19 protein-coding genes are annotated in these 23,189 nt (G+C 40.8%); 5 read left to right on the top strand and 14 right to left on the bottom strand.

Features of this window, described 5'->3' with window-relative positions; genetic code table 11:
- Positions 1 to 48: 48 nt before the first annotated feature.
- The 8 genes from metH to KPL72_RS04460 form a co-directional block, all read right to left on the bottom strand.
- Complete coding sequence (gene metH, locus KPL72_RS04495; RefSeq protein WP_219702007.1) at positions 49 to 3,786, bottom strand: methionine synthase; 3,738 nt, start codon at positions 3,784 to 3,786, stop codon at positions 49 to 51.
- Between the two features lie 161 nt (positions 3,787 to 3,947).
- The gene (locus KPL72_RS04490) at positions 3,948 to 5,531 is read right to left on the bottom strand and encodes a coiled-coil domain-containing protein (RefSeq protein WP_219702006.1); all 1,584 of its coding nucleotides are present in this window, start codon (positions 5,529 to 5,531) and stop codon (positions 3,948 to 3,950) included.
- A 181-nt stretch (positions 5,532 to 5,712) separates the two neighbouring features.
- Positions 5,713 to 8,346 carry an aminopeptidase N gene (pepN, locus tag KPL72_RS04485; RefSeq protein WP_219702005.1) on the bottom strand — a complete coding sequence of 878 codons (2,634 nt, stop codon included), beginning with the start codon at positions 8,344 to 8,346 and terminating at the stop codon, positions 5,713 to 5,715.
- A 10-nt stretch (positions 8,347 to 8,356) separates the two neighbouring features.
- The gene (locus KPL72_RS04480; RefSeq protein WP_212915192.1) at positions 8,357 to 9,181 is read right to left on the bottom strand and encodes a DUF2797 domain-containing protein; all 825 of its coding nucleotides are present in this window, start codon (positions 9,179 to 9,181) and stop codon (positions 8,357 to 8,359) included.
- On the bottom strand, positions 9,181 to 9,462 hold the full coding sequence (locus tag KPL72_RS04475; protein WP_212915191.1) for a YeaC family protein: 282 nt from the start codon (positions 9,460 to 9,462) through the stop codon (positions 9,181 to 9,183). The genes KPL72_RS04480 and KPL72_RS04475 overlap by 1 nt, the downstream gene beginning before the upstream one ends.
- Positions 9,463 to 9,539: 77 nt before the next feature.
- The gene (locus tag KPL72_RS04470) at positions 9,540 to 10,412 is read right to left on the bottom strand and encodes a rhomboid family intramembrane serine protease (RefSeq protein ID WP_212915190.1); all 873 of its coding nucleotides are present in this window, start codon (positions 10,410 to 10,412) and stop codon (positions 9,540 to 9,542) included.
- A gap of 60 nt (positions 10,413 to 10,472) precedes the next feature.
- Positions 10,473 to 11,354: an NAD(+) kinase gene (locus KPL72_RS04465; RefSeq protein ID WP_212915189.1), complete on the bottom strand. Its 882-nt coding sequence runs from the start codon at positions 11,352 to 11,354 to the stop codon at positions 10,473 to 10,475.
- A 133-nt stretch (positions 11,355 to 11,487) separates the two neighbouring features.
- Positions 11,488 to 12,429, bottom strand: a complete 942-nt coding sequence (locus KPL72_RS04460) for a 1-aminocyclopropane-1-carboxylate deaminase/D-cysteine desulfhydrase (RefSeq protein WP_249422095.1) — start codon at positions 12,427 to 12,429, stop codon at positions 11,488 to 11,490.
- Positions 12,430 to 12,682: 253 nt separating this feature from the next.
- On the opposite strand from KPL72_RS04460, the gene KPL72_RS04455 reads away from it, so the two are divergent.
- Positions 12,683 to 13,867 carry an AraC family transcriptional regulator gene (locus KPL72_RS04455; RefSeq protein WP_219702004.1) on the top strand — a complete coding sequence of 395 codons (1,185 nt, stop codon included), beginning with the start codon at positions 12,683 to 12,685 and terminating at the stop codon, positions 13,865 to 13,867.
- A gap of 63 nt (positions 13,868 to 13,930) precedes the next feature.
- On the opposite strand, the gene KPL72_RS04450 is transcribed toward KPL72_RS04455, so the two are convergent.
- From KPL72_RS04450 to KPL72_RS04430, 5 genes are read right to left on the bottom strand one after another with little or no spacing between them, the layout of a single operon-like run.
- Positions 13,931 to 15,658: a hypothetical protein gene (locus KPL72_RS04450; protein WP_219702003.1), complete on the bottom strand. Its 1,728-nt coding sequence runs from the start codon at positions 15,656 to 15,658 to the stop codon at positions 13,931 to 13,933.
- Positions 15,627 to 16,286: a hypothetical protein gene (locus KPL72_RS04445; RefSeq protein ID WP_219702002.1), complete on the bottom strand. Its 660-nt coding sequence runs from the start codon at positions 16,284 to 16,286 to the stop codon at positions 15,627 to 15,629. The genes KPL72_RS04450 and KPL72_RS04445 overlap by 32 nt, the downstream gene beginning before the upstream one ends.
- The gene (locus KPL72_RS04440; RefSeq protein WP_219702001.1) at positions 16,286 to 17,863 is read right to left on the bottom strand and encodes a transporter substrate-binding domain-containing protein; all 1,578 of its coding nucleotides are present in this window, start codon (positions 17,861 to 17,863) and stop codon (positions 16,286 to 16,288) included. The genes KPL72_RS04445 and KPL72_RS04440 overlap by 1 nt, the downstream gene beginning before the upstream one ends.
- Positions 17,860 to 18,651 carry a class I SAM-dependent methyltransferase gene (locus tag KPL72_RS04435; RefSeq protein ID WP_219702000.1) on the bottom strand — a complete coding sequence of 264 codons (792 nt, stop codon included), beginning with the start codon at positions 18,649 to 18,651 and terminating at the stop codon, positions 17,860 to 17,862. The genes KPL72_RS04440 and KPL72_RS04435 overlap by 4 nt, the downstream gene beginning before the upstream one ends.
- A gap of 49 nt (positions 18,652 to 18,700) precedes the next feature.
- The gene (locus KPL72_RS04430; RefSeq protein ID WP_212915182.1) at positions 18,701 to 19,591 is read right to left on the bottom strand and encodes an N-acetylmuramidase family protein; all 891 of its coding nucleotides are present in this window, start codon (positions 19,589 to 19,591) and stop codon (positions 18,701 to 18,703) included.
- Positions 19,592 to 19,987: 396 nt separating this feature from the next.
- Between KPL72_RS04430 and KPL72_RS04425 the strand changes: the two genes are divergently transcribed.
- The 4 genes from KPL72_RS04425 (at position 19,988) to KPL72_RS04410 (ending at position 22,103) form a co-directional block, all read left to right on the top strand.
- Entirely contained in the window at positions 19,988 to 20,632 is a 645-nt protein-coding gene (locus KPL72_RS04425; RefSeq protein WP_212915181.1) for a DUF2589 domain-containing protein, read from the top strand.
- A gap of 81 nt (positions 20,633 to 20,713) precedes the next feature.
- On the top strand, positions 20,714 to 21,214 hold the full coding sequence (locus KPL72_RS04420; protein ID WP_212915180.1) for a DUF2589 domain-containing protein: 501 nt from the start codon (positions 20,714 to 20,716) through the stop codon (positions 21,212 to 21,214).
- Between the two features lie 38 nt (positions 21,215 to 21,252).
- Positions 21,253 to 21,855 carry a DUF2589 domain-containing protein gene (locus KPL72_RS04415; protein WP_219701999.1) on the top strand — a complete coding sequence of 201 codons (603 nt, stop codon included), beginning with the start codon at positions 21,253 to 21,255 and terminating at the stop codon, positions 21,853 to 21,855.
- 29 nt (positions 21,856 to 21,884) lie between these two features.
- Positions 21,885 to 22,103, top strand: a complete 219-nt coding sequence (locus KPL72_RS04410; protein ID WP_212915178.1) for a hypothetical protein — start codon at positions 21,885 to 21,887, stop codon at positions 22,101 to 22,103.
- A gap of 431 nt (positions 22,104 to 22,534) precedes the next feature.
- On the opposite strand, the gene KPL72_RS04405 is transcribed toward KPL72_RS04410, so the two are convergent.
- Entirely contained in the window at positions 22,535 to 23,161 is a 627-nt protein-coding gene (locus KPL72_RS04405) for a hypothetical protein (RefSeq protein WP_219701998.1), read from the bottom strand.
- Positions 23,162 to 23,189 lie beyond the last annotated feature (28 nt).

Below are 23,189 nucleotides of genomic sequence, written 5' to 3'. Positions count from 1 at the left end.
ACTAGCGACACAGATTAGGCTTGATCAAAAAAAAACTATAAAGAAAAATTAAATACGATCGTCTTCAGGATCATAACCAAGATTTGGTGCTAACCAGCGTTCAGCTTCATCTTTGCTCATTCCTTTACGCTCTGCATAGCTATCCACTTGATCTGGGCCGATTTTACCGACGCCAAAGTAAGTAGCATCTGGATGAGCGAAATACCAGCCGCTTACCGCTGCTGTTGGCAGCATGGCAAAGCTCTCAGTGATCTCCATATCAATTTTTTCTTTTACATCCAACAAGGCCCAAAGCTTGGCTTTTTCAGTGTGATCAGGACAAGCTGGATAGCCTGGCGCTGGACGAATACCTTGGTATTTTTCTTTGATCAATTGCTCGTTGGTTAGCTCTTCAGCTGCTGCATAACCCCAAAACTCTTTACGCACTTTTTCATGTAAATACTCTGCCGTCGCTTCGGCTAAGCGGTCTGCAACCGCTTTGATCATAATAGAGTTGTAATCATCATGATCTGCTTCATATTTCGCCACAAGAGGATCAATACCAAAACCCGCAGCACAGGCAAAAGCACCAATATAATCCGCTACGCCACTTTCTTTTGGCGCCACAAAATCCGCCAAGCTGTGGTTATATTTACCCGGAGCCGTTAACTCATTCTGAATTCGAAGGAAAGACAAACGTTCGACGACTTCGCTACGAGATTCATCTGCATAAATTTCAATATCGTCATGATTTGCTTGGTTAGCAGGGAATAAACCAACCACTGCGCGAGCTTGCAAGCACTTAGTAGCGATTACTTCATCTAACATCTTCAATGCATCTTCGAAGACACGCGTCGCCTCGACACCGACTACTTCATCGGTAAGAATGCGCGGATAAGCGCCAGCCAATTCCCATGTTTGGAAGAATGGCGTCCAATCTATGTAATCTTTAACCTGATTAAGATCGATATCGTTTTCCGTTAACACTGTGATGCCAAGCTTTTTAGGCTGAACCACGTTATTACCATCAAATGTAATCGGAGCTTTATTCAGGCGAGCTTTGTCCAAAGAGACGCGACGGCCTGCTTTGGCACGATCTTTATAACGAATTCGGGTCTTCTCATAATCAGCTTTAATTTCATCGACAAACTTCTGATAGCGCTCTTTGTCTTTGCTTAACAAAGCACTGGCAACACCTACGCTGCGAGATGCATTGGTCACATGAACCACTTGATTGCGCTTGTAGTTTTGTTCAATTTTTACTGCAGTGTGGGCTTTTGATGTTGTCGCACCACCAATCATGATGGGTAAATCAAAACCCTGACGCTCCATTTCTTTTGCCACATGCACCATTTCATCAAGCGATGGCGTGATCAAGCCAGACAAACCAATCATGTCAGCACCGACTTCTTTTGCGGTGCGCAAGATTTTTTCAGCAGGCACCATAACGCCAAGATCGATAACTTCGAAATTGTTACATTGCAGAACAACGCCAACAATATTTTTACCGATATCATGTACATCACCCTTCACGGTAGCCATAACGATTTTACCGTTACTTGAAGAAGCGGTGTCCATGTTTAGGCGTTTTTCTTCTTCGATAAAAGGCATTAAGTAAGCAACGGCTTTTTTCATCACTCGTGCTGATTTAACCACTTGAGGCAAGAACATTTTACCGGAACCAAACAAGTCACCGACTATGCTCATTCCATCCATCAATGGCCCTTCAATTACTTCTAAAGGACGAGCAAAAGCTTGGCGCGCCTCTTCCGTATCGTCATCAATAAATTCAGTGATGCCTTTAACCAGTGCATGACTAAGGCGTTCAGACACAGGTAAACTACGCCATTCTTGAGTTTCTTTTTCTGCCACTTCGCCTGTTCCAGCAAACTCACCAGCCATAGCTAGCAAGTTGTCTGTTGCATCTGGCGTACGGTTAAGTACCGCGTCTTCTACGGCATTACGCAGTTTAGTAGGGATATCCTCATACAAGGCAAGCTGCCCTGCGTTGACGATACCCATCGTCATGCCTTGTTTGATCGCGTGATATAAGAACACCGCGTGAATCGCTTCACGAACAGGGTTATTACCGCGGAATGAGAAAGACACGTTAGACACACCACCCGACACCTTGGCATAAGGTAATTCACGAGTGATGTCACCTGTTGCTTCGATAAAGTCCAAGGCGTAACGGTTGTGTTCTTCAATACCTGTCGCGATAGCAAAGATATTTGGGTCGAAAATGATGTCTTCAGGTGGAAAGCCTACTTCATCGACCAAGATGTGATAAGAGCGGCGGCAGATCTCTATTTTACGCGCCCGCGTATCCGCTTGTCCTACTTCATCAAATGCCATAACGATAACCGCAGCGCCGTATTTCATTAGCTTACGCGCTTGTTCGCGGAATTTATCTTCGCCCTCTTTCATACTGATAGAGTTAACGACGCCTTTACCTTGGATCCATTTCAAACCCGCTTCAAGGATTTCCCACTTCGAAGAATCCAGCATGATAGGCACACGAGAAATATCCGGTTCAGACGCGATGAGCTTAAGAAAGCGCTCCATTGCAGCTTGCGAATCCAACATGCCTTCATCCATGTTAATGTCGATTATCTGCGCACCGTTTTCCACTTGCTGACGAGCCACATCCAAAGCGGTATCAAAGTCACCTTCTTTAATCAGGCGCTTAAACATGGCTGACCCGGTGACGTTGGTTCTTTCACCCACGTTCACAAACAAGCTATTGCCATCAATATTAAATGGTTCAAGTCCCGACAAACGACAGGCTTTTTCGATTACAGGAATGACACGCGGTGTCGCGTCTGCAAACGCTTTTGCAAAGGTTTCAATGTGCGCTGGTGCGGTACCACAACAACCGCCGATGATATTCAAAAATCCAGAGTCAACCCAACCCTGAATCTCTTCAAGCATCTCTTCTGGTGATTCATCGTATTCACCAAAGGCATTCGGCAAACCAGCATTAGGGTGAGCAGATACGTGAGTGTCGGCAATACGTGAAAGCTCTTCCACATACTGGCGTAACTCTTTTGGACCTAAAGCACAGTTCAAGCCAACAGAAATAGGTTTAGCGTGAGAAATAGAATTCCAGAAGGCTTCAGTGGTTTGGCCAGATAAAGTACGACCAGAGGCATCTGTGATAGTGCCAGAAATCATAATTGGATAACGAACACCGCTTTTCTCGTAATAGTCTAATACTGCATAAATAGCGGCTTTGGCATTCAAGGTATCAAAGATAGTTTCGATTAAAATGATATCAACGCCACCTTTAATTAAACCATCAACGGCGGTCGTATAAGCTTCGACTAATTCATCAAAATGTACATTACGAAAGCCAGGATCGTTAACATCAGGAGAAATGGTACAAGTGCGGCTAGTCGGGCCAACAGCCCCAGCCACAAAGCGTGGTTTATTTGGGTTTTGTTTAGTGAATTCATCTGCAGCTTCACGTGCTAAACGAGCGGATTCGAAGTTTAGCTCATAGCTAAGATCTTCCATGTGATAATCAAGCATGGAAATGTAATTGGCGTTGAAAGTGTTGGTTTCAATGATGTCAGCGCCAGCAGCAAGATAGCTAGAATAAATGTCTTTGATGATCTTTGGCTGAGTCAAAGAAAGCAGGTCGTTATTGCCTTTTAAGTCACTATTCCAATCAGCAAAACGTTCGCCTCGATAATCTTGTTCTTCTAATCTATATCCCTGAATCATGGTGCCCATGGCGCCATCAAGAATCAATACGTTTTCAGCTAGTCGTTTCTCAATAATAGAATACGAATCGGACTTTACCACTCTCACCACCTCAAAAAAGAATATGCAAACGTACTATACCGAAAAGTGCAGCTTTGCGCGTTGAAAAAAAGTAATGAGGAGTTGAATGATCCGAGGGAAAGAAAAATGCGAAGCCAACAAATCAATGCTAGCTTCGCAGTTTTTGTAATCTAGTAATGGTTTTAAGAATTTAGCTCTTGATTGCTTTTTGATTTATTAACACGACCAATAAGAAAACCGCCTAACAAACCAAGCAAAATAGCGCCCCCCCAATAACCATACTTCTCAAACAAATTAGTATTGATTAAAGATAAGGTTTCATTGCCTCGGTAAACTTGTCGTTGAATCGTTTGATCTTGGAAAGCAATTTGCTGACTAACAAATAAATTAAGTTGAGCTTCCGGCTTTTCGTTTAAACCAGCTACGCGCCAACGCCATTGCAAACGACCATTTTGCACAACTGCACTCGCGACTCGATCACTGATCATTTGAATATCACTGTCTGTTACTAATTCCGCTTGATAGACCTGACCGGAAAGCGAAGGACTGACGTCAGCAGAAACCAAAATTTCAAAATTGTTATGTAAAGCGATTTCATTTGGCACTTGCCACTTTACGTTCTGTAATGCAGAGCTCATTTGCGACTGCAAAGCTTCTATTGCGGCAGTAACTGATATACCGCTATTTTCTTTTACTTCTAAAGCCTGTTGTGTGCTGGCCAAACGTGCAGACAAAGCACTAAGTTCAGCCTGGCTAGCGGCGAGCTGCTCTCCAGTAGCATTAAGTTGAGCGGTTAGCTCCGCATTATTTTGTTGCGCTTGAGCTAGCTTATTATCAAGATCTTTCCAGCGAGCTTCATAATCTGCGCCTTCATCAAGCACAGATTCTAATTTTAAGATGTCATTTTTGTATTCTTCAATAAGCGCTTTTTGCTCGACCAGTTGATTTTTTAAGTTAGCCAGCTCAATACGCATTTGCGCATTTTCACGCTCATAATTAACATCGTCATTGGCAAGGGGTAATGGTTTTGTGTCGATTATTGGCTGTGCAGATTCCGGCTGCCCACCTCCCAAAGAGCGAATTTTATCCCACAACACTTGATGCTGGGCTCTCGCATCAGACAAAGCGCCACCTAGCATGAGATTCTCTTTCTTAAGCGCAGTAAGTCGTTTTTGGTTAGCTTGATTGTCTGCCTCTAAATTGGCATATTTTTCCTGTAGCTCGGTATTCTCACCTAATAGATTAAGGTAGCTTTGCTTGAAGCCATCTTGGGTTGTGGGCATGTTTTCTAAGCTTGACACCTGCCGCTTTAGTGAAGAGTTTTCATTTTCCAACTGACCGATACGACGCGTAAGTAAATCATTATCTAATTTTAACGCGGCATAACGTGATTCAAGCGATTCACGTAATTTTTTTTGTTCTTCTAATGCCGCTAAAGATTTAGCGCTCGACGGTGATTTCTGCAAGTTGGCAATGATGATGTCTTTATCATCAAGAGATTTATTTAAGGAAGCAAGCTGCCTTTTGTTATCAGCAAGTTGCTTTTGAAGGGAATCAATAAGAGATTCTTTTGACTCTACCTCTTTTTCTAATTCTATTTCTTTTGCGCTAACAACTGTGGTTTGAGACGTAATTGGAGATACTGATTCGGCAGAACTCACAGCTGGCTCAATCATAGAGTCAGTCTGCTGGCGTGACGATGTCGTGCAGGCTGACATCATTAGGCCCAATGTAACGGGAATCAAAATCGTCGCATGTGCTTTCATGTTTCGCTCCTTAATAAACTCAAGGTCGACAATAGGTTACCTCTCTTATGCCAGATTTAAGTATAGAATGCAAAGAAGTAGTAAAGACAACTCTCTAAACAATATCAAGCAAACCATAAAAAAGCCCTTGTGGAAAAATCCGCAAGGGCTTTAAATCACTTAAATATGTGCTTTCTAAGTTTTAAGCAAGGCTTTTAGAAATCACTTCATAAACATCTTTAGACAAATCTTCCGCTAAAATTCGCTCAAGTTCCGCTTTCATTTTTACACTTAGCTCTGGCTGCAATTTTTTCCAGCGAGTTAATGGTGTACAAAGACGAGAAGCAATTTGCGGATTGCGTTTATTTAATAAAATAATTTGGTCAGCTAAGAAATGATAACCGCTGCCGTCTGCCTTATGGAAACCTGCAACACTCTGTCCAAAACCTCCAAGTACAGAACGAACTTTGTTTGGATTCTTCAAATCAAAGGCCGGATGTTCCATCAAGCCTTTAACAGTAGCCAAAGCAGTTTCTTGCTCTTGGCTAGCACTTAGCATTAACCATTTGTTCACAACCAATGGTTCCTCTTTCCACTGCTCATAGAAAGCAGCCAATAGGTCTGCAGCCTGCTTGTGTTGAGAGTTAACAGCAATAGAAAGCGCAGCAAATTGATCTGTCATGTTATTTGCAGTCTGGAATTGCGTCACAACCTCTTGCTGAGCAAGCTCATGGCCAGCTTCAACCCAATAAGCTAAAGCAATATTCTTCAATGAACGATGCGCTATATCTTTCGCAGTCGCTTGGTAGTCACCTTGGATTTTATGCTCACGATACACTCGTTCAAAATCCGTTGACAACGCATGAGCCAACTGAGCTTTTAAATATTGGCGTGCTTGTTTAATGGCGGCTGGATAAATTGGGTTCGCGAGTTCAGACAAATACGCCTGGCTAGGTAAAGCCAAAATCAATGCAACCATCGCAGGGTCTAGCGTTTCATCATTTAATAAGGCTTTAAAGCCATGGACCAACTGAGAATCAATCGATAATTCTTTTCCTTCAATTACTTGATTGATTAACGCTGTAAGATCATTAACCGCCAATTGTTGCGATGCACTCCAGCGATTGAAGCCATCAGTATCTGCAGACAACAACAGCAATAAATCTTTTGAAGAATAGTCGTAGCGTAATTTCACTGGCGCCGAAAAGCCACGTAGCAAAGATGGCACAGGCTTCGCAGTTAAACCGCGAAACTCAAAAACTTGCTCACTAGATTTCAAATGCAGCACATGATCTTTTGCAACAATGCCATTCACTTCTGTTGACAAAGCTGCGCCCTGCTCATCAAGCAAACCGACACGCACAGGAATATGCAAGGGTAATTTTGTTGGTTGACCAGGAGTAGCTGGTGTATCTTGTTTCATCGTTAACCGATATGTTCCTGTTGCTTCGTCAAAGCTATCAATCACTTTGACAATCGGCGTACCTGCTTGGGAGTACCAGCGTTTGAATTGAGAAAGATCCACCCCGGAAGCGTCTTGCATCGCAGCGACAAAGTCATCACAAGTCACAGCTTGACCATCATGACGATCAAAATATAAATCTGAACCTGCTCGAAATTTTTCAGCGCCTAACAATGTATGAATCATACGGACAATTTCTGCGCCCTTTTCATAAACAGTCAGAGTATAGAAGTTAGATATTTCAATGAAAGACGCTGGGCGTACAGGGTGTGCCATTGGACCTGCATCTTCAGCAAACTGCGCCGTTTTCAGGAAAGAAACGTCTTCTACGCGTTTTACGGTTTCTGAATGCATATCAGCAGAGAAGGTTTGATCACGGAAAACAGTAAAACCTTCTTTTAAGCTCAACTGGAACCAATCACGGCAAGTCACACGATTGCCGGACCAGTTATGGAAGTATTCGTGAGCAACAATGGCTTCTACACGCAAATAAGTATCGTCAGTTGTTGTTTCTGGGCTGGCTAACAAACAAGATGAATTGAAAATATTCAGCCCTTTGTTTTCCATGGCGCCCATATTAAAGTCATCAACGGCGACGATCATAAAAATATCCAGATCGTATTCACGCCCGTAGGTTTCTTCATCCCAACGCATAGAGCGTTTTAGTGCTTCCATTGCGTAATCGACTTTATCGATGTTATGAGACTCAGTGAAGATTTGCAGCTTAATTTCGCGTTTGCTTTGAGTGGTAAATACGTCATTTTTTACCGCAAGATCACCCGCAACCAAAGCAAAAAGATAAGCAGGTTTAGGGAATGGGTCGTGCCATACAACAACTGTTTTACCCTCGTCCGTTTTTCCGCGTTCGATTTCATTACCGTTAGACAACATAACAGGGTAACGAGATTCATCGGCAATAATGGTTGTGGTAAACACAGACATCACATCAGGACGATCTAGGTAATAAGTAATATGGCGGAAACCTTCGGCTTCACACTGGGTGCAGAACATAGAAGACGAACGATATAAACCTTCTAAACGTGTGTTGTTTTGCGGCTCAATTAAGGTTTCACAGGTCAGAATAAATTCATCAGCGGTCGCAGTAATAATCAGTTTATCTTCACTGATGCGGTATTCTTCTGGAGGCAAGGCATAGTCATCCATAGCAACACCAATCAATTTAACATCTTCGCCACCGTCTAGAATCAAAGGGGCTGTTGATTTGCCAAATGCTGGGTTACGGCGCATATGTAAACGCGAAGTGACAATGGTTGTTGCTTCGTCTAGATCAAATGTGAGCTCTGTTTTATCAATGAGAAAAGGAGGAACTTTATAGTCTTTTAAATAAATCGCTGAAGGTTGACTCTCTTTCATGTGCTCTCTCCTAAAAGTTCAATGTCGCTTGATAACCGGTGTATTTACGAATGTTTATCACGCCAGTGTCTAGCATCCAATATTGGCCTTTAATTCCCATCAAAGTGCCTTCGATGAGTGGCGTTTTTTCTGCGTTAAGGCTAGTGATTTTGGTCGGATATTCTAAGACTGGATAGGTAAATTGATGAGTTTCATTTTCATCGGACAAATCGGTGATGGACTGCAAGCCAAATTCATTTTGCAAGGAATCTAAACCTTCATAAAGTCGATCGATTAAACGCTCTTGCTCATGCTCAAGGTCCATCTCGATTGATGATCCTTTGAGCATATTGCGCCAATTGGTTTTATCAGCCACTTGGGTTTTAAATAAGGTTTCGACTAAACCAGACATTCGTCGGTTTTGTACTCTAAACAAGGCTCTAGCCTGGGTGGCACCCTGATCTATCCAACGCGTGGGTAATTGATCACCACGGGTAATACCTACTTTTAACGCTGATGAATTGGCCAAATAAACATAATGGCTTTGCATGCAATACTGCTCGGCCCACTCAGGTTCCCGACACGTTCCTAAGTGAAAATGGCATTTTTCTGGGCTCATGATGCAAGTATCGCAGGCGGCTAACTTTCGAAAGCAATTAAAGCAAAAACCTTGGCTGAACGATTTTTTGGTCACCTTGCCGCAATTTACACAATGAATCGTGCCATCAAGATGCAAAGAAACTTTTTCACCTAACAAATCGTTAACCAGTACACGATCGTTTCCTAGGTTCAAATGATAATACACTTGGCCATCACGAACCTCAGTCGACATTTTTTTAAGGTTACCCTGTAACATCAAACTTGTCCCTCGGGACCATCGCCAACCCATTTAATGGTATCTTGCTCTTTTGTTGGATCTTTTTTACCGACGTTTTTGTGGCCTGTGGTATCGATGTAACCAACACGATCTTTTTCTTCTTTATTGCTGTAGTCATAAGTTATAACAGCTTGAAGACATAATTCTGTTTGATCAGGCGTTAATCTCACACCATTGGGCCATTTACCAAGTTCTACTGCTTGTTTCAGTCTGACGTACACTTCAGGCGACATATTGTCGATCATTTCTTTAAAATTCATTTTTCGTATCTCCCTGCGTTCAAGCAGGCCGTTGTTAAAATCTGATAAGTAAAATATAAGTTAAAAGCCCAGCTTAATTAACTCTGACGGCGTTTGGTTGCGAGCCAATAGATAACACCAAGCACTAATCCCGACAACAAACCAATCGTATGTGCGGTATTGGCAATACTGCCAAGTCCTAACATTGCAGGAAAAGGTGTATAACCTATACCCAGCCAAATGACAAAAAACACCATCAATTGTTTACTGATAATGATTGGCCAACGCTTGCTTAAAATAGGCAACAGCCAAGCAAAACCAATTAAACCGTACACCACACCAGATAAACCACCAAACAAAGGGTAACCACTTATCTGATACTGTAAAACGTTACTTAGTACAGCAATGATGACAACACCAACACTCCAAACAGCCGACCCTAGAATACGCTCTAATTTACCGCCAATATCCCAGACCCATAAGGTGTTAAAGACAATATGGAGCACACTAAAATGCAATAATGCTGGAGTAAAAAAACGCCAATACTCACCTTTAGAGAAGACTTCTGCTAAATCATAAAAGTAAATATGCCCATTTTTAATATCGAATGGACTGATAGAAAAATAGCCAACTGTCTTGATGTCTGCACCAAGTTGAGTAATCACCGCCACAAGCAAAGTTAGCAATAATAAGATTGTCGTTACTGGAGACAGTTTGAGCTGAGAAAGAATCCCAGCTCTAGAGGTTGCTCTAAGTACAGAAGAAGCTGTTTTAGCTTGCTGCAACAACGCTGGATCGTCTTTCCAAATCGTCATAAGTTGTTCGACTGCGGGTAATTGGCTTGGATCCAACAACCACAATTCATTATGACCATCTTTGAAAATAATTTGGTGTGCCACTTTATGGTGCCACAAGGCTTCGGTTAACCCTTTAGGATCTTCTGTTTCTTTGAACTGATAGACAAAATACATGGAGCCCCTAAAGAGGATATTTTTATAAAATGATTAAAAATTTAACTATAACCCAACGGTTTAAGGTCGGTAACTGGATTGCCAACCTAGCTTGTCACGACACACGTTATAAAAATCATGATTTTTAGGGTGTATTAGTCGAATTCCCCCCGTCTTTTTAGTGATGTGGATCTCATCCCCTGGCGCCGCTGTAATATTAAGCTGGCCATCGCAACTGACGCTCGGGTAAGTAAGGTTAGATTCACACACTACGATGCGGATTCTTGCATTTGCATCAATCACGATAGGTCGATTACTTAACGTGTGCGGATGCATAGGCACTAAAACCAAGGCATCCAACTTAGGCAGCATGATAGGACCACCAGCAGATAGTGCGTAGGCAGTAGACCCCGTTGGTGTTGCCACAATCAAACCATCTGATTTTTGGTTCATTACAAATTGATCATCAATGAAAAGATCAAAACGAATCATTCGTGCGGATTTACCAGGATGGAGAACCAAATCATTAAGCGCAATGCCCTCGCCACTGGGACGATTTTGACGCTTAATTTTTGCTTCAATCATAAAGCGCTTCTCTTCATGGTATTCACCACGAAAAATAGGATCTAATTCTTCTTGAAGATTGTGCGGAGAGATATCCGTTAAAAAACCCAACGTACCTCGGTTGATCCCCAATACAGGAATGTCGTAATTACATATTGCTCTAGCAGCGCCAAGGAAACTGCCGTCACCTCCCACCACCATGACCATGTCACAATGATCACCTAACTCTTTTAGTGCCGATGATGCAACTTTCACTCCCGGCATCATGGTCGCCAATTGGTCTTCCAGCACCGGCGCAATGTCTTTTTCTTGAAGATATTCCATCAGTTTCTTAACCGTATCAAGAATCTGAGGTTTATCTAATCGAGCAATAATACCAACACGTCTAAAAAGACTCATGTGTCATTCTCTTCCCGTCTATCGATGTCAACAAATCAACCCACTTAAAGTATGTATAACGGTTTTTATTTTCATATGGGTTTTACATAAGTTGGGCCACTTTAACATGAAGACGCCGACTATCGCCATCTCGTTAAGAGTACGTAAAGGGATTAGTATCTTTTGAAAACCCTCGCCAGCCTTGTAAACCACCAGTGTGAATAAATAATGTACGCTTATAAGGCCAACAGCCATTTTGCATTGCTTGAATAACCGCAAACATGCTTTTACTGGTATAAACAGGATCAAGTGGATAATTGGGGTTTGCACGGGCAAATTTTGATATGAAGGACTTTAGAGCTGGACTGTGTTTGGCATAACCACCTTCGTGACAATCGGCATGAAAAAACAACTTTGCATTTAAGCTCTCTTTCGACATTGACTCGGCTGCTAGCTTACTCGCTAAGTCTAAAATCAAGCGTCTTTGAGCGGGCTCACCTTTCAGTGCACTGAATACATGTAAATCAGGGGTGTTTATATTTGACAACAACCCTGCTGCGGTTGTCCCCGTTCCAGACGACACCACCCACGCATCGTATTTATCATCAATAGCATTAATGTAATTCGCCCAATCATGACAACCCATTGCTCCAAGCGCCCCACCACCGCCTTCTGGAATCCAGTAAACATTTCCGTAGTGTTCATTTATCTCATTGACTATTTGTGAACTCATTCCAAGCCGATAATCTGATCTTGAAGAGGGCCATAATTCAACACCATTTTCGACCATATCCTTTAAAGTAGGAGTCAATTTAGGCTGTAACTCCCCCCGAACAACAGCAACGGCTTTAAAAGGTAAAATTCTGAGTGTCATACCAAAAGCATGAAGATGATTTGAAAAAGGTCCACCAAAGGTCGCGATCACAGAGGCGTTTTGTTTTTTTGCCGCCTTAAGATGATATTGGAGCTTATGCCATTTATTGCCAGGGGCATTGGGGTGCTCAAGGTCTCCACGATAAATGTCTAATTCAAAGCTGCCTTTATGGGTACTTTTCTCTTCGAATAAAGATAAGTTAATAGAGTGAACGAAGGACACAATTAAACCCAGTTATAAGATAAATAGAATGAAAGCATAGGATGTAACTTATTAAAAGCAACAACAATGTCGCAAAAATTTGCGACTGAGCTCTCAATTAGAGCCCCTTACCAATACCAAGAAACGAATTTCCTCATATGATTTGATGAAAAATGCGTATTTACGCCGAATACTCCATTAAAATCACCAATTCAAAAGCAATTAATGAAGCCTAGGATTAAAGCTCATACACAATCATAAAAGGAATTAAACTATGATAAATGAGCTACACTCCCCTAGCCCCCGCCTGAATCATTTAACCATTACCCAAAACCTGATTGATGCAAATAAACCAGAGAATTATCCAATAATTGGACATTCGGCAGCCATTAAGAAAGTGAAAAAGCAAATAGAGTTTGCTTCAGAGCTAGTGTACGTTATCTTCATTTCGGGTGAACATGGTTGTGAAAAAACAACGGTTGCTTGGCATATTCACCACCTGAGTAGTGATAAACCAGGTAAATTCATTACTATTCCAGCCAATATAAACAACTCAACTTCTTATAAGGATAACCTACTTAAAAGCATTGTTCTTGCTAAGAATGGGACACTTTATATTGAAGATGTCGATGATTTATCCAGCGAAAAAAAAGACGAATTGATTTTCTTATTTGCATTAGAAGACTTTTCTAAAAAATTAAAAGAAAACAATATTCGCTTGATCATTTCTTGCGTTGAACCATTATTTATACAGGAACATCGTCAATTCATCGCTGAACTCATGGGACCAGTAACTCCACAGTTCAATTTTCACCTTCCACCGCTAAGAGAACGGATAGAAGATATTACTGACCACATTGGCTTTATTCTATCTGGCTTACAAGCTAATATAGATGTTACAGATTCAGCGTTGGCCTTGCTACATCAATATAATTGGCCTGGAAATATTGTTGAGCTGCAGAGACTTATTCTCTTTTTGGCATCATATTGTGACGAAGAAATTACAGAAAAGGATATTCTATCATTAGGTATCATTGACAATACTTTACAATTCAGTCAACAAAATATAGTAGACAAAATTCTAAGTCAAAATCTAGAATGCTTTAAATGTATGCACGCAGGCATTTACAAAGCTCTTTTATTTCTAAGTCAGCACTATCTTGATGAGATATCTCTAGATCAATTGGCCAGCTCAGCATACACCAGCCCTTCTCATCTTTCTTACCTATTCAGAAAATATTTGCATATGCCGTTTAAGACTTTACTGAATCATACTAGAATTCATTTTGCGAAACTTAAAATTGATGCATCTCCTGTTACAAGTATTACCGATATTTGCATGCAATCAGGTTTTAGCGATCTCAGTCATTTTGAAAAAATGTTTAAACGCTATATAGGGTGTACACCAAGACAGTATAGAACAAAACAAAGGAAGCGTAACGAAACTTTTTTATATTGACCGAGTTAGCCCTTCCCTCTGTTGTTTATTCGCAGAGGTTTAAAAATAAGCACTCTCACTCTATTATAAAAATAATAGAGTGAGAGCAATACAGATGATAAAAATACTAGGCCAATACCACTGCTTTAAAAGTAGCGAGTTTTTTTGACTCATTGTCTCTATGTCTATTTTAGAAGTATATAACAAAGAGCCGATAGCAATAAGAATAATTTGCAAATAAGAAATAAAATAGAAATACTCAATAAATACTACACCCTGAACGTTCAATGATTCTCTCAAAGCAACGTGAGATATTACTAAAATAAAGAATAGAGATGCGCTGTATTGTAATTCAGTTGCGGTACTAAACCCCCATAATGCTTGTTTCTTTTTGTCTTTTGTCCAAAGAAGCAACATGCAATAAGTTAAAAAGCTAATGACACATAACGGCATTACATGACTAATCAGTGGCCCTACCAGCCCTCTTTGTACAGCAATATTGTATCTCAGTCCTAGAAACTGATTATCTGGATATAGAGATACACTATGATAACTAAAGTAAGCCTGCTCAATTTTCCATCCACCAGTAGCACGAGCTCCCGTCATAATTCCTGGAAGCGATTGTGTAGCCATACTATTGTATGAACTAAATAATGGGGTCAATATCGAATTCTCAACTGTAGCTGGAGCTAACAGTGTGAGAGTCAATACATCCTGGTCGAAAGGAAAGGCATGATAATCCATCGACTGCTTTAGTTTGACCACGAAATGCCACTCCTGAATATCGTCCAGCTGACGCTGTAAATGCCATGTACTGCTTATAGCATCTTGTATTTGTACAGGAGGTGACGAATCAGCATTCCCTATTACCACCACATTACCTGACAAAGTTATTTCACTAGCATCTGTTAGTTGAATATGATGTATCTCTATGTGTATCGGTTGGGACACTTCATCTAACTCTCCTACTACATTTTCCTTGGAGCGTCGCCAAGCCAGTTCTGTACTCTCTCTATCCACAAGCAAGGTTTCTCCCTCGTGAAGAGGGATATCGTCTAATGCTTCATACCAGAGAGTAATCAAAAAGCTAAGCAAACTCGCAGAAATAACCATGAATATGCGACGAGTAATGAGATTAGGTTCTTCAGGAAATCGCCAACTACCCAGTAGTATGACGCCTCCGGCTAGAAATAAAAAAAATACACTATCCCATTGCCAGTAAAACATACCATCTCTGTTACGGAGTTCCTCTGCATCAATAATCAGCCCTAAGTCCGCATCTAGGCTTTGAACATAACTCAACACCATCCACAACTCCTTCCCTGTAACAGGGTGACTGAATGTCATTAATTGCCCTCGTTGTAGCTGCTGAACAATGGGGGTTAAAAGATTATTGTGACCCGCGAGAACGAGCAATGCATTGGTCCCTAATAACCTTGAATCGGGATAGGCAAGTAGTGTTCCTGAACGAGCAATAAGTACACCAAACCCCTGCGCTCCTAAATTCAGCCTTAAAACAGCTTGATTAACTCCTTTCGTTATACTTTCACGAGTTTGGGGATCTTGAATGGATAGCAATTCATCTTCATTAAACTCTTTGTTATCTTGAATGAAGATTTTTTTCAAATCTTGTTCAATTTGCTGCATTGCTTGCTTACTTTGCATGACAAGATGCTGCCTTATTTTCACATCTACGTTTTCCTGCCAATAAAAAGACCATAGCATAAGAGCGCCTGCCAATAACCAAAGCAATACTGCTAGCCATCTTAAATGATTACCATTAATTGGAAGAATTTGTTGCGCTATTTTCATCTTCTTCCTCTCTATTCCATGAATATTTTTTCGCAAAGGTAAAACCGTACATGCGGTTAAATATGTAAAACAATATTTGGATACACAATCCACTGATAACAAAAATTAGCACCACCACAAAATAGACTTTTAGCATCATGCTAACATCCCCTTTTGAGGCAATATAAGCATTGGCTGTTGCCATAATTTCAGGAACACCAATGACAGATGCCGTGGTAGAAGCCATCAGAATGACAATGAAAAACTGCTTAAACGTGGCTAGTGAAAAGTGTGTTTTCCCTCTTAGTATTTGCTCAAATACATCACTGTAATAACCAATTACTGGAATAGAGAGTGCAAGCACGGCTTTGGTAAATGGTGTGATAAACCAAATAGCACCAAGAACATCCAACTGTGATGGCACTATTAACGTAAAGTAGAATAACAAAACAAAACTCGGGACATTACAGAATAATGATTTGAGAATTTTAAGTGCAAATATCAACAACTTATTTGAAAGAGTCGACATATAACCCAATAAAAAGCTTATAGGGCTCCCAATTGCCATCGCTAATACAGCAATCGCAAGGTTATAAGTAAATGCATCTAGAAATATCTGCACAACAGAAAAAGGGAATTCATTCCACATTACGCATCCTCCTGTGTTAGCTGTAATATATCTTCAGAATCAGGTGATAAATAATCTTCCAAACGGTGGACTACATAATTGATTAATGCTGCAAAAAGCATCACTTCGGTATAATAAAAGAGCGCTAAAAGCGTCATGAGTAATAGCGGATGATCAGATCCAGACACGAGACTATTTATGACCAGCACGGCATTAGGTGATGCTAAGACGCTTGCAATGCCTGCTGCTTTAGCTAAATTCACCAGATTCGCTCGGACCCCTACTTGATGCTGCAAATACAAATTTAACAAAGAGGATTTAGCAGGATAGCCAGCGGAAACTAGATTGTTAATTCCTGCCGCAGTATATAAAGACAAAATTATTAACGATACAGCACCACCACTAAATAAATGTGTTTTATCTGGGGCAATTAAGTAAGGCAATGCGCCGAAATACACCAGATACAACATCAAAATAGGTGGAATAGAACTTTGTACACTAGTAACAAAAGCAACAACATGACCCAACCCCCATGGGCTCTTCAATGTTAAAAAGCTAAATAAAATGGCAAGTCCTTGGGCTAATATCACAGCGAACAAAGTAAAAAATGCAGTATTTAAAAGGGACTGTATTAACCTTTGTGTATCAAAGTTATCAAATGGCCAAAAAGATGAATACTGTATACTAGTGAACTCTAATGGTTCAGGGAGGCAGTCTCTATTTTCCGCTGTTCGTACCTGCCCAACATCACAATGCCATCTTCCCTGCTCATCTTTTTCTAACCACTTAGATCGCTGAGCTAGTAGATATTCTCGCTCAGGTAGCTGCCACTTATTGGCTAAGTCTACCAATCCACCGGAGCGAATATAGGTTTGCAAATAATGAGACAACCAATGATTCAATGAAATCGATTCTTTATCATTGCGTGTCACAATAGACCAATAAACAGGAAGAATCGTCTCTAGGCCCAATTGGTATGCATGCCATTCCGGTTGGTTAGCAAGGTGGAATAAAATACCGCTGTCATAAGCCCAAGCAACACACTTGTTAGTTAATAAGGCAAGCTCAGCATCACGATTACTCATCATAATCACCGGATTGATTCTATAGCTTTGCACAAGTACTTTATTAAAATAGGCACCAGCAGTAAGGCAAACAGGCTGGCCTATCAGGTCAGACCACTGATATACAGGACTGTTTTTTTTCATCAACACCTGCACCCCACTTTTAAAATAATGGGGCTGTACCATATTTACCTGATGGCGACGCTGGATCGTATCTCCTACTGTGGCAATCAATATATCTACGTCTTTGTCGTTTAATTTACGAAAGCGATTAGCAGAACTGACGGTTTTAAACTCCACAGCGACTTCGTCTGAGTCTTGCCCAATTGCTTCTGCAATTTGCTGAGCTAGATCGGCTTCAAATCCACTATTCCCCCCCGAATCGTTAAGCATTCCCCAAGGGGGATAGTCAACCTTTACCCCCACAACCAATCGCCCAGAGTCACGAACTTTATCAAGTAGTTCTTCAGCATGAACCTGAGTGCTAATTAATAAAGCAATAAACCACCATAAAATAGAAGGTATCTGTCTCATAATGGCCTCCTTGCTTCCACTAAAATACCGTACCCAATCCATGCGGGGAGAATTTCGCATAGCATCCAATCTAGACGAGCCAGCCATGAATAACGGATAACCCATTTTTCCGGGAAAAAGCTTTCGGCACTCACTCGCCTAATCACAAATCCTACATCTTCAAGCTCTTCGATTAATTCCTTACAAGTATAAAGATGGTAGTAAAGTGATATTTTTTGTGAGTCGCCTCCTCGCTCATAACAAATACCCTCTTTGGTCTTAGGGGATCTAAGAAAATACACTTTTAGTTGTAACCACCAAAATCGACGTAATCGATTAGGAACAGATACAAGCAAATGTCCATAACCAGATTTTAAATGCTCGAATAACCAACTGAGCACTTCACGACGATTTTCCTTACCTTCGATATGGGCTAAAACGCCAAACAAAAGTAAAGCCACATCCACTTTAGATGTATGTAATAAGGCACGGTTTAAGGTGTTTCGCGAGCTAAACAAAGAAACACGAAAATGATAAGGCTGCAGTTGATTCTTCGCCTGCTGAATGGCCACTTCACTTACATCAAAGCCAATTGTACGAGCCAATGTGTGCTCTAAAACTTGCTGTAAATAGCGCCCATTCCCACACCCATAATCTAGAACGTTCGACGTCTCCGTTAATGGAGCCGTATGAGTAAGAACGCGATCCGTTACATTGGGATTAGCCTTGGGGTAACGGTTGGCATAAAGTCCATTCCCATAATATTCATTGTATGCTTTTGCGATATGTGCATGATTTGATTTGTCCATAAATTACTCCTTGTGTATTTAAAATGAATCAATTAGTCGCATCCGTGCACTATTGAGCATGCTGCTCATAAGCATTTTTAAGTTTTACGTCATACTGATTTTTCGCATACGCACTGCCGTTGTAATAACGAGCGAATGTTGGCCAATCTTTTTGCTGTATTGCATCAAGCAAGAACTTGTTAGATTTGATAAAGTTCACAAATGCAATTAAATGATGGGTTTCCGCTAGGAACATATCGCGTACAAAGGACTCTACTTCAGCATAACCAGCGGCTTGATGATTAAAGCCCATAATTTGATAACGACCATAGGAAGCAGATTGCAGAGCAGCATTACGGTTTAACATCATGGCTTTTTGCAAACGCATGTATTCCTTTATTCCACCGATATAAAGTGAACGATTCCAATTTGGCGACGAAATATCAGGATGAGACTCGTCATATTGATGATTGGTTAGCTTAGAAAAATGCTGAGCTTCAAAGAGTAAGCAAGGAGTTCCATTTGAAAAGTAGCCAGAGCCAGACGATTCCACATCAGACACCGCTTTAATGGCTGGCACCTCACAAGCCAATAGTTGTGATGCCTGCTGATAAGCTTCTTCAGTAATACCTTCTTGCGGCACGATTTTAGGTAAAAATAAACTTATCTCATCCGTTTGCTCACCAGATAAAGCATTATTTATAGCTTGATAACTTTTACCATCTACATCGATCCGCATATCAGGATTTTGATAGCCAAGTAATGTTTTTTGCATCAAAGCAATGGCCTGACAAGTCTTAGTCCTTGCCGGATATTCTCCTATGCTCCCATCCTCGATAAGAGGCGTTTTCAAACCTATTTTATTGGCGATTAGATTCAGGGCTTTTTGTACATTCAACACGTCATCATGCTGATTTACGCCACTTACACCAACCGTTGCTGATAAGGTTAATTTATCCATGTCTCTCTCCTTTTATTGATAAATAGGACCTCAACACTATTGTCAAACTGGCTCAGCTTGATCGGTGAAAAAACGCAAATTTCGGGAGAAAAAGACGGATCTTTGGACACGTTAATGAGGGCGTTTAAAACAAGTCAAATCGCGGATAAAAGTTAGTTCATTCAACCAAGTTTTATAACGTTAGCTTCTCTAATCTGAATCTATCGTTATGTCGCCCCTTCGATACAAAGCACACAGTTCTGATAAGTTGATTCAACTCGTCGCCACACTTTGAAAGAAAGGACGTAAGGAGATTAAACAACAGAGCAAGGTGATGTCAGACATAACGATAGAAATAACAAAGCAAACAACGCTGCTCTGTTATTACCCAAAAATTGAAAATCAAGGAGAAATACTATGTCTGGATTAGTTTCAATGGCCCAGCAATTTAGCGGTTTACCGATGAAATCTTTACTCGGTGCACCACTGAAAGCCGCAACGGATGCCAATGGCATGATGGCGCGTACTCAAACGCAATTTATGTTGAGCACCTGCTTCGATAAAAAGGGGGATGATCTAGAGCCTATTATGGTCTCTTTCAACATCACTCGCTCTATTGTGAAACAAGATGGTACCGCTGCGACACCACCCACCGCAACGGTGAAATTTAACTTGCCCCTACTCACTTTGATTCCGCTGAACTCATTGGCTGTTGATGATGTAAAAATTCACTTTGAAATGGAAGTGAAAAGCTCCACATCAAAAGATAATGAAAGCAGCAATGAACAAGAAACAGCGGCTAAAGCTGACATTACTGCGAAATATAATGCTGGCCTGTTTTCTGTTGAGGTACATGGTTCTGTTTCCCATAACAGTAAATCAACCTCTTCTCAGAAAGAACATTACGAAGCCTCTAATCAGGCAAAATATGAAGTAGATGTACATGCCGGTCAGCTTCCGTTGCCAACGGGTGTCACAACTATCATCAATGCCTTCACTAAAAACATCGACCCAATCATGTTGAAAGACGATAGTGCAACACCACCTCCTGCTGGCGGCTAATTCCTCAGCTTAGTGGAAGTAGGTTTAGCCTGCTTCCACTACATTTTTTGACTCATTTCATTGACGCAAAGGACAAACATCATGATTGAATTTCAAGCATTAATGCGAGCAATACATAAAAGCGTAAAAGACGCTGCAAAATCAGTTGAAGGTGAAACTATCGACTTTATTAAACGTTTTTTTGATGAAGAAGAAAGAAATGATCCCAAAGACCCTCATAATACTGAACCAGTATTAAGACCAAAAACCTGCTCGATGGAATTTCCCAGTCGTACTGCAGATGGCATAGAAAATGTCACTGCCGAAATTCCCATTTTGGCTCTGTGTCCCATTTCTTCCCCTAGAATTACAGAAGTTAAATTTTCAACAGAACTGGAAGTCACTACAAATACCGACGGAAAACTGATGGTTTCCTTTCCCGATCCTAACAAGAAAAAAAGTCTCTTAGGTGGTAAAGGAGAGAAACAGGAATCGTCAAACACTCGGATCGAAATCACACTAACAGGAAGTGAACCACCTGAAGGGCTAAAACGACTAATTGAAGGTTACGAACGAACATTAAGAGCGCAAATACCAGGTTAGGTGATATTCAAATATGGATTAGAGGTAGGAAAAACATTATGGCAACAAAAAATATTGCTAACCAATTTTCAGGATTGCCCATGAAGGCTCTCATTGGCGCGCCATTAAAAGCTGCGACCGATGCGAACGCCATGATTGCCCAATCCCAAACACAATTTATCATTAACAACTGCTTCGAAAAGATCTCTGAGGATGACGAAAGCCTACGGCCCATTATGATAACCTTTCAAATGGAAAGACAAGTACTCACAGCTCAGGGGGCGTACAGTAAATCACCCGTTAAAATGGATTTTTCGATTCCGTTGATGACTCTAATACCCATTAACTCACTGGCGATTGAAACTCTAAAAATCTCTTTTCAAATGGAAGTCAAAAGCTCACGTGAGTTCACTAGAGAAACTTCTAGCGAGCGACAACAACGTTCCAATGCGAAAGGAATATCAAACAATTACAAAGCTCATGAATTTGATACTGAACTGCACGGTACATTGTCTAGTAAAGGGAAGGATTCTGGTAATGCCTCATCTGGCGCCAACTATGAAGTCAGTCTTACCGCAGGTCAATTACCCTTACCCAAGGGCATGACGGCCATTCTGGATATATTTACTAAAAACATGGTTCCGTTACCCACCAAAGACTGAACATAAATAGTAGATAAAAGGAGAATAAAATGAGTGTCAAAATCCAAATTAATTGCCCTGACTGTCATTCGCCTATTTTTATGGAGTCTATGTTGCTCCTAGCGGGACAAAGTTTCAAATGCTCAAACCCAGAATGTCGCACCGCCATTTCTCTTTCCCTTTCGGAAAGCGAAAAAGTGGCTCAAGCGTTCAATAAATTTGAGCACATACGTGAAAATGCTGTTAATCAGGCTAGGCAAGTGTCATAAAATCCCCTAATAGCCTACATCTATGTAGGCATCATGGATAAAAGCTTGCTATTCGAGGCAAACACTGCATCTCAATAGAGACCTATTGATGAAGTGCTTAACAAAGAATACATGCTTTTAGACCATGCCCTTGGGGGCCCCAGAGAAATAGTTACTCATCTTTACGATATTTCAAAGGCACTACCGTACCTTCAACATCACGTCTTAATTGCCGATTTTCTCTGAAAGCCTGAGACTTAGATGACTATTCATACAGTCCCTAGGATCAATAACCAAAGCGCATATTGAATCAGGTCCTTTAATATGTAAGTGATTATTTAACTAAGGGCCATGCTGGCAGAAATATTAGTCTATTAAATAAAAAGCCAGTCATAAGGTATGACTGGCTTTGGTGAGTAAATTCAATGATATCAGATAGGCTTTACTGTCACTTATTTTGGATAAAGCCTTGTCACAACTTTAGTAAAGCCGTTATCTATAAGTGCCTGTTTAGCAGTTTGACCCGTTTTTTGCCACGTCATCAGCACACCATTGTTATCAATATAGATATAGTGCTGAATTTGGTCTTTATTAGGACCTGCACCATTATCTGTCATAATTCCATATATTCCAGCCCCTAGATTATTACTTGTACTAGACCAAAGCTGATCCATGGTTTTATAAGGGCTGTAAATTTCGATCATCATTTCCATACGAAATTTTCTAAGAACATAATCACAGATTGCTTCAGGTATGAGCGCAAACCCAGGTTTTTCACTCCAGTCCCAATGATTTTCCTTTAATAACTGGTCTAGAGATATTTGATATTTTGCACCAAAGTCTCCAGTAAAAAGTAAAGATTGTTTAAGCGCTGTCGCAACATTTGCATTAAGTTCTAATCTGTCGTGGTCTATTTGTATTCTTAGCCATTCATCAGCAAATGCCGTACTTGTACCATAAATACGAATGAAATCACTCAGCGTTAATTTATGGTTATCGATCAACATCTGGATCATTGATGTAAAACCACAGATACCTTTTTCATCCTGAGAAATTTGAGATTTATCTGTTATAGGCATAATTTTTCTCCTTTTATCTTGGTTAGCA

The sequence above is a fragment of the Marinomonas lutimaris genome, assembly GCF_019426345.1.
Classification (GTDB): domain Bacteria; phylum Pseudomonadota; class Gammaproteobacteria; order Pseudomonadales; family Marinomonadaceae; genus Marinomonas; species Marinomonas lutimaris.
Note: the sequence above shows the minus strand (reverse complement) of the source record. Positions and strands in the feature narration are given on the sequence as shown.

What these genes read in the sequence shown, in the direction of transcription:
- KPL72_RS04415 (WP_219701999.1), top strand. Translation starts at nt 21,253, where the DNA reads ATGGCAACAAAAAATATTGCTAACCAATTTTCAGGATTGCCCATGAAG.
- KPL72_RS04490 (WP_219702006.1), bottom strand. Translation starts at nt 5,531, where the DNA reads ATGAAAGCACATGCGACGATTTTGATTCCCGTTACATTGGGCCTAATG.
- KPL72_RS04425 (WP_212915181.1), top strand. Translation starts at nt 19,988, where the DNA reads ATGTCTGGATTAGTTTCAATGGCCCAGCAATTTAGCGGTTTACCGATG.
- pepN (WP_219702005.1), bottom strand. Translation starts at nt 8,346, where the DNA reads ATGAAAGAGAGTCAACCTTCAGCGATTTATTTAAAAGACTATAAAGTT.
- KPL72_RS04465 (WP_212915189.1), bottom strand. Translation starts at nt 11,354, where the DNA reads ATGAGTCTTTTTAGACGTGTTGGTATTATTGCTCGATTAGATAAACCT.
- KPL72_RS04470 (WP_212915190.1), bottom strand. Translation starts at nt 10,412, where the DNA reads ATGTATTTTGTCTATCAGTTCAAAGAAACAGAAGATCCTAAAGGGTTA.
- KPL72_RS04455 (WP_219702004.1), top strand. Translation starts at nt 12,683, where the DNA reads ATGATAAATGAGCTACACTCCCCTAGCCCCCGCCTGAATCATTTAACC.
- KPL72_RS04440 (WP_219702001.1), bottom strand. Translation starts at nt 17,863, where the DNA reads ATGAGACAGATACCTTCTATTTTATGGTGGTTTATTGCTTTATTAATT.
- KPL72_RS04450 (WP_219702003.1), bottom strand. Translation starts at nt 15,658, where the DNA reads ATGAAAATAGCGCAACAAATTCTTCCAATTAATGGTAATCATTTAAGA.
- KPL72_RS04435 (WP_219702000.1), bottom strand. Translation starts at nt 18,651, where the DNA reads ATGGACAAATCAAATCATGCACATATCGCAAAAGCATACAATGAATAT.
- KPL72_RS04405 (WP_219701998.1), bottom strand. Translation starts at nt 23,161, where the DNA reads ATGCCTATAACAGATAAATCTCAAATTTCTCAGGATGAAAAAGGTATC.
- KPL72_RS04430 (WP_212915182.1), bottom strand. Translation starts at nt 19,591, where the DNA reads ATGGATAAATTAACCTTATCAGCAACGGTTGGTGTAAGTGGCGTAAAT.
- KPL72_RS04445 (WP_219702002.1), bottom strand. Translation starts at nt 16,286, where the DNA reads ATGTGGAATGAATTCCCTTTTTCTGTTGTGCAGATATTTCTAGATGCA.
- KPL72_RS04475 (WP_212915191.1), bottom strand. Translation starts at nt 9,462, where the DNA reads ATGAATTTTAAAGAAATGATCGACAATATGTCGCCTGAAGTGTACGTC.
- KPL72_RS04420 (WP_212915180.1), top strand. Translation starts at nt 20,714, where the DNA reads ATGATTGAATTTCAAGCATTAATGCGAGCAATACATAAAAGCGTAAAA.
- KPL72_RS04480 (WP_212915192.1), bottom strand. Translation starts at nt 9,181, where the DNA reads ATGTTACAGGGTAACCTTAAAAAAATGTCGACTGAGGTTCGTGATGGC.
- KPL72_RS04410 (WP_212915178.1), top strand. Translation starts at nt 21,885, where the DNA reads ATGAGTGTCAAAATCCAAATTAATTGCCCTGACTGTCATTCGCCTATT.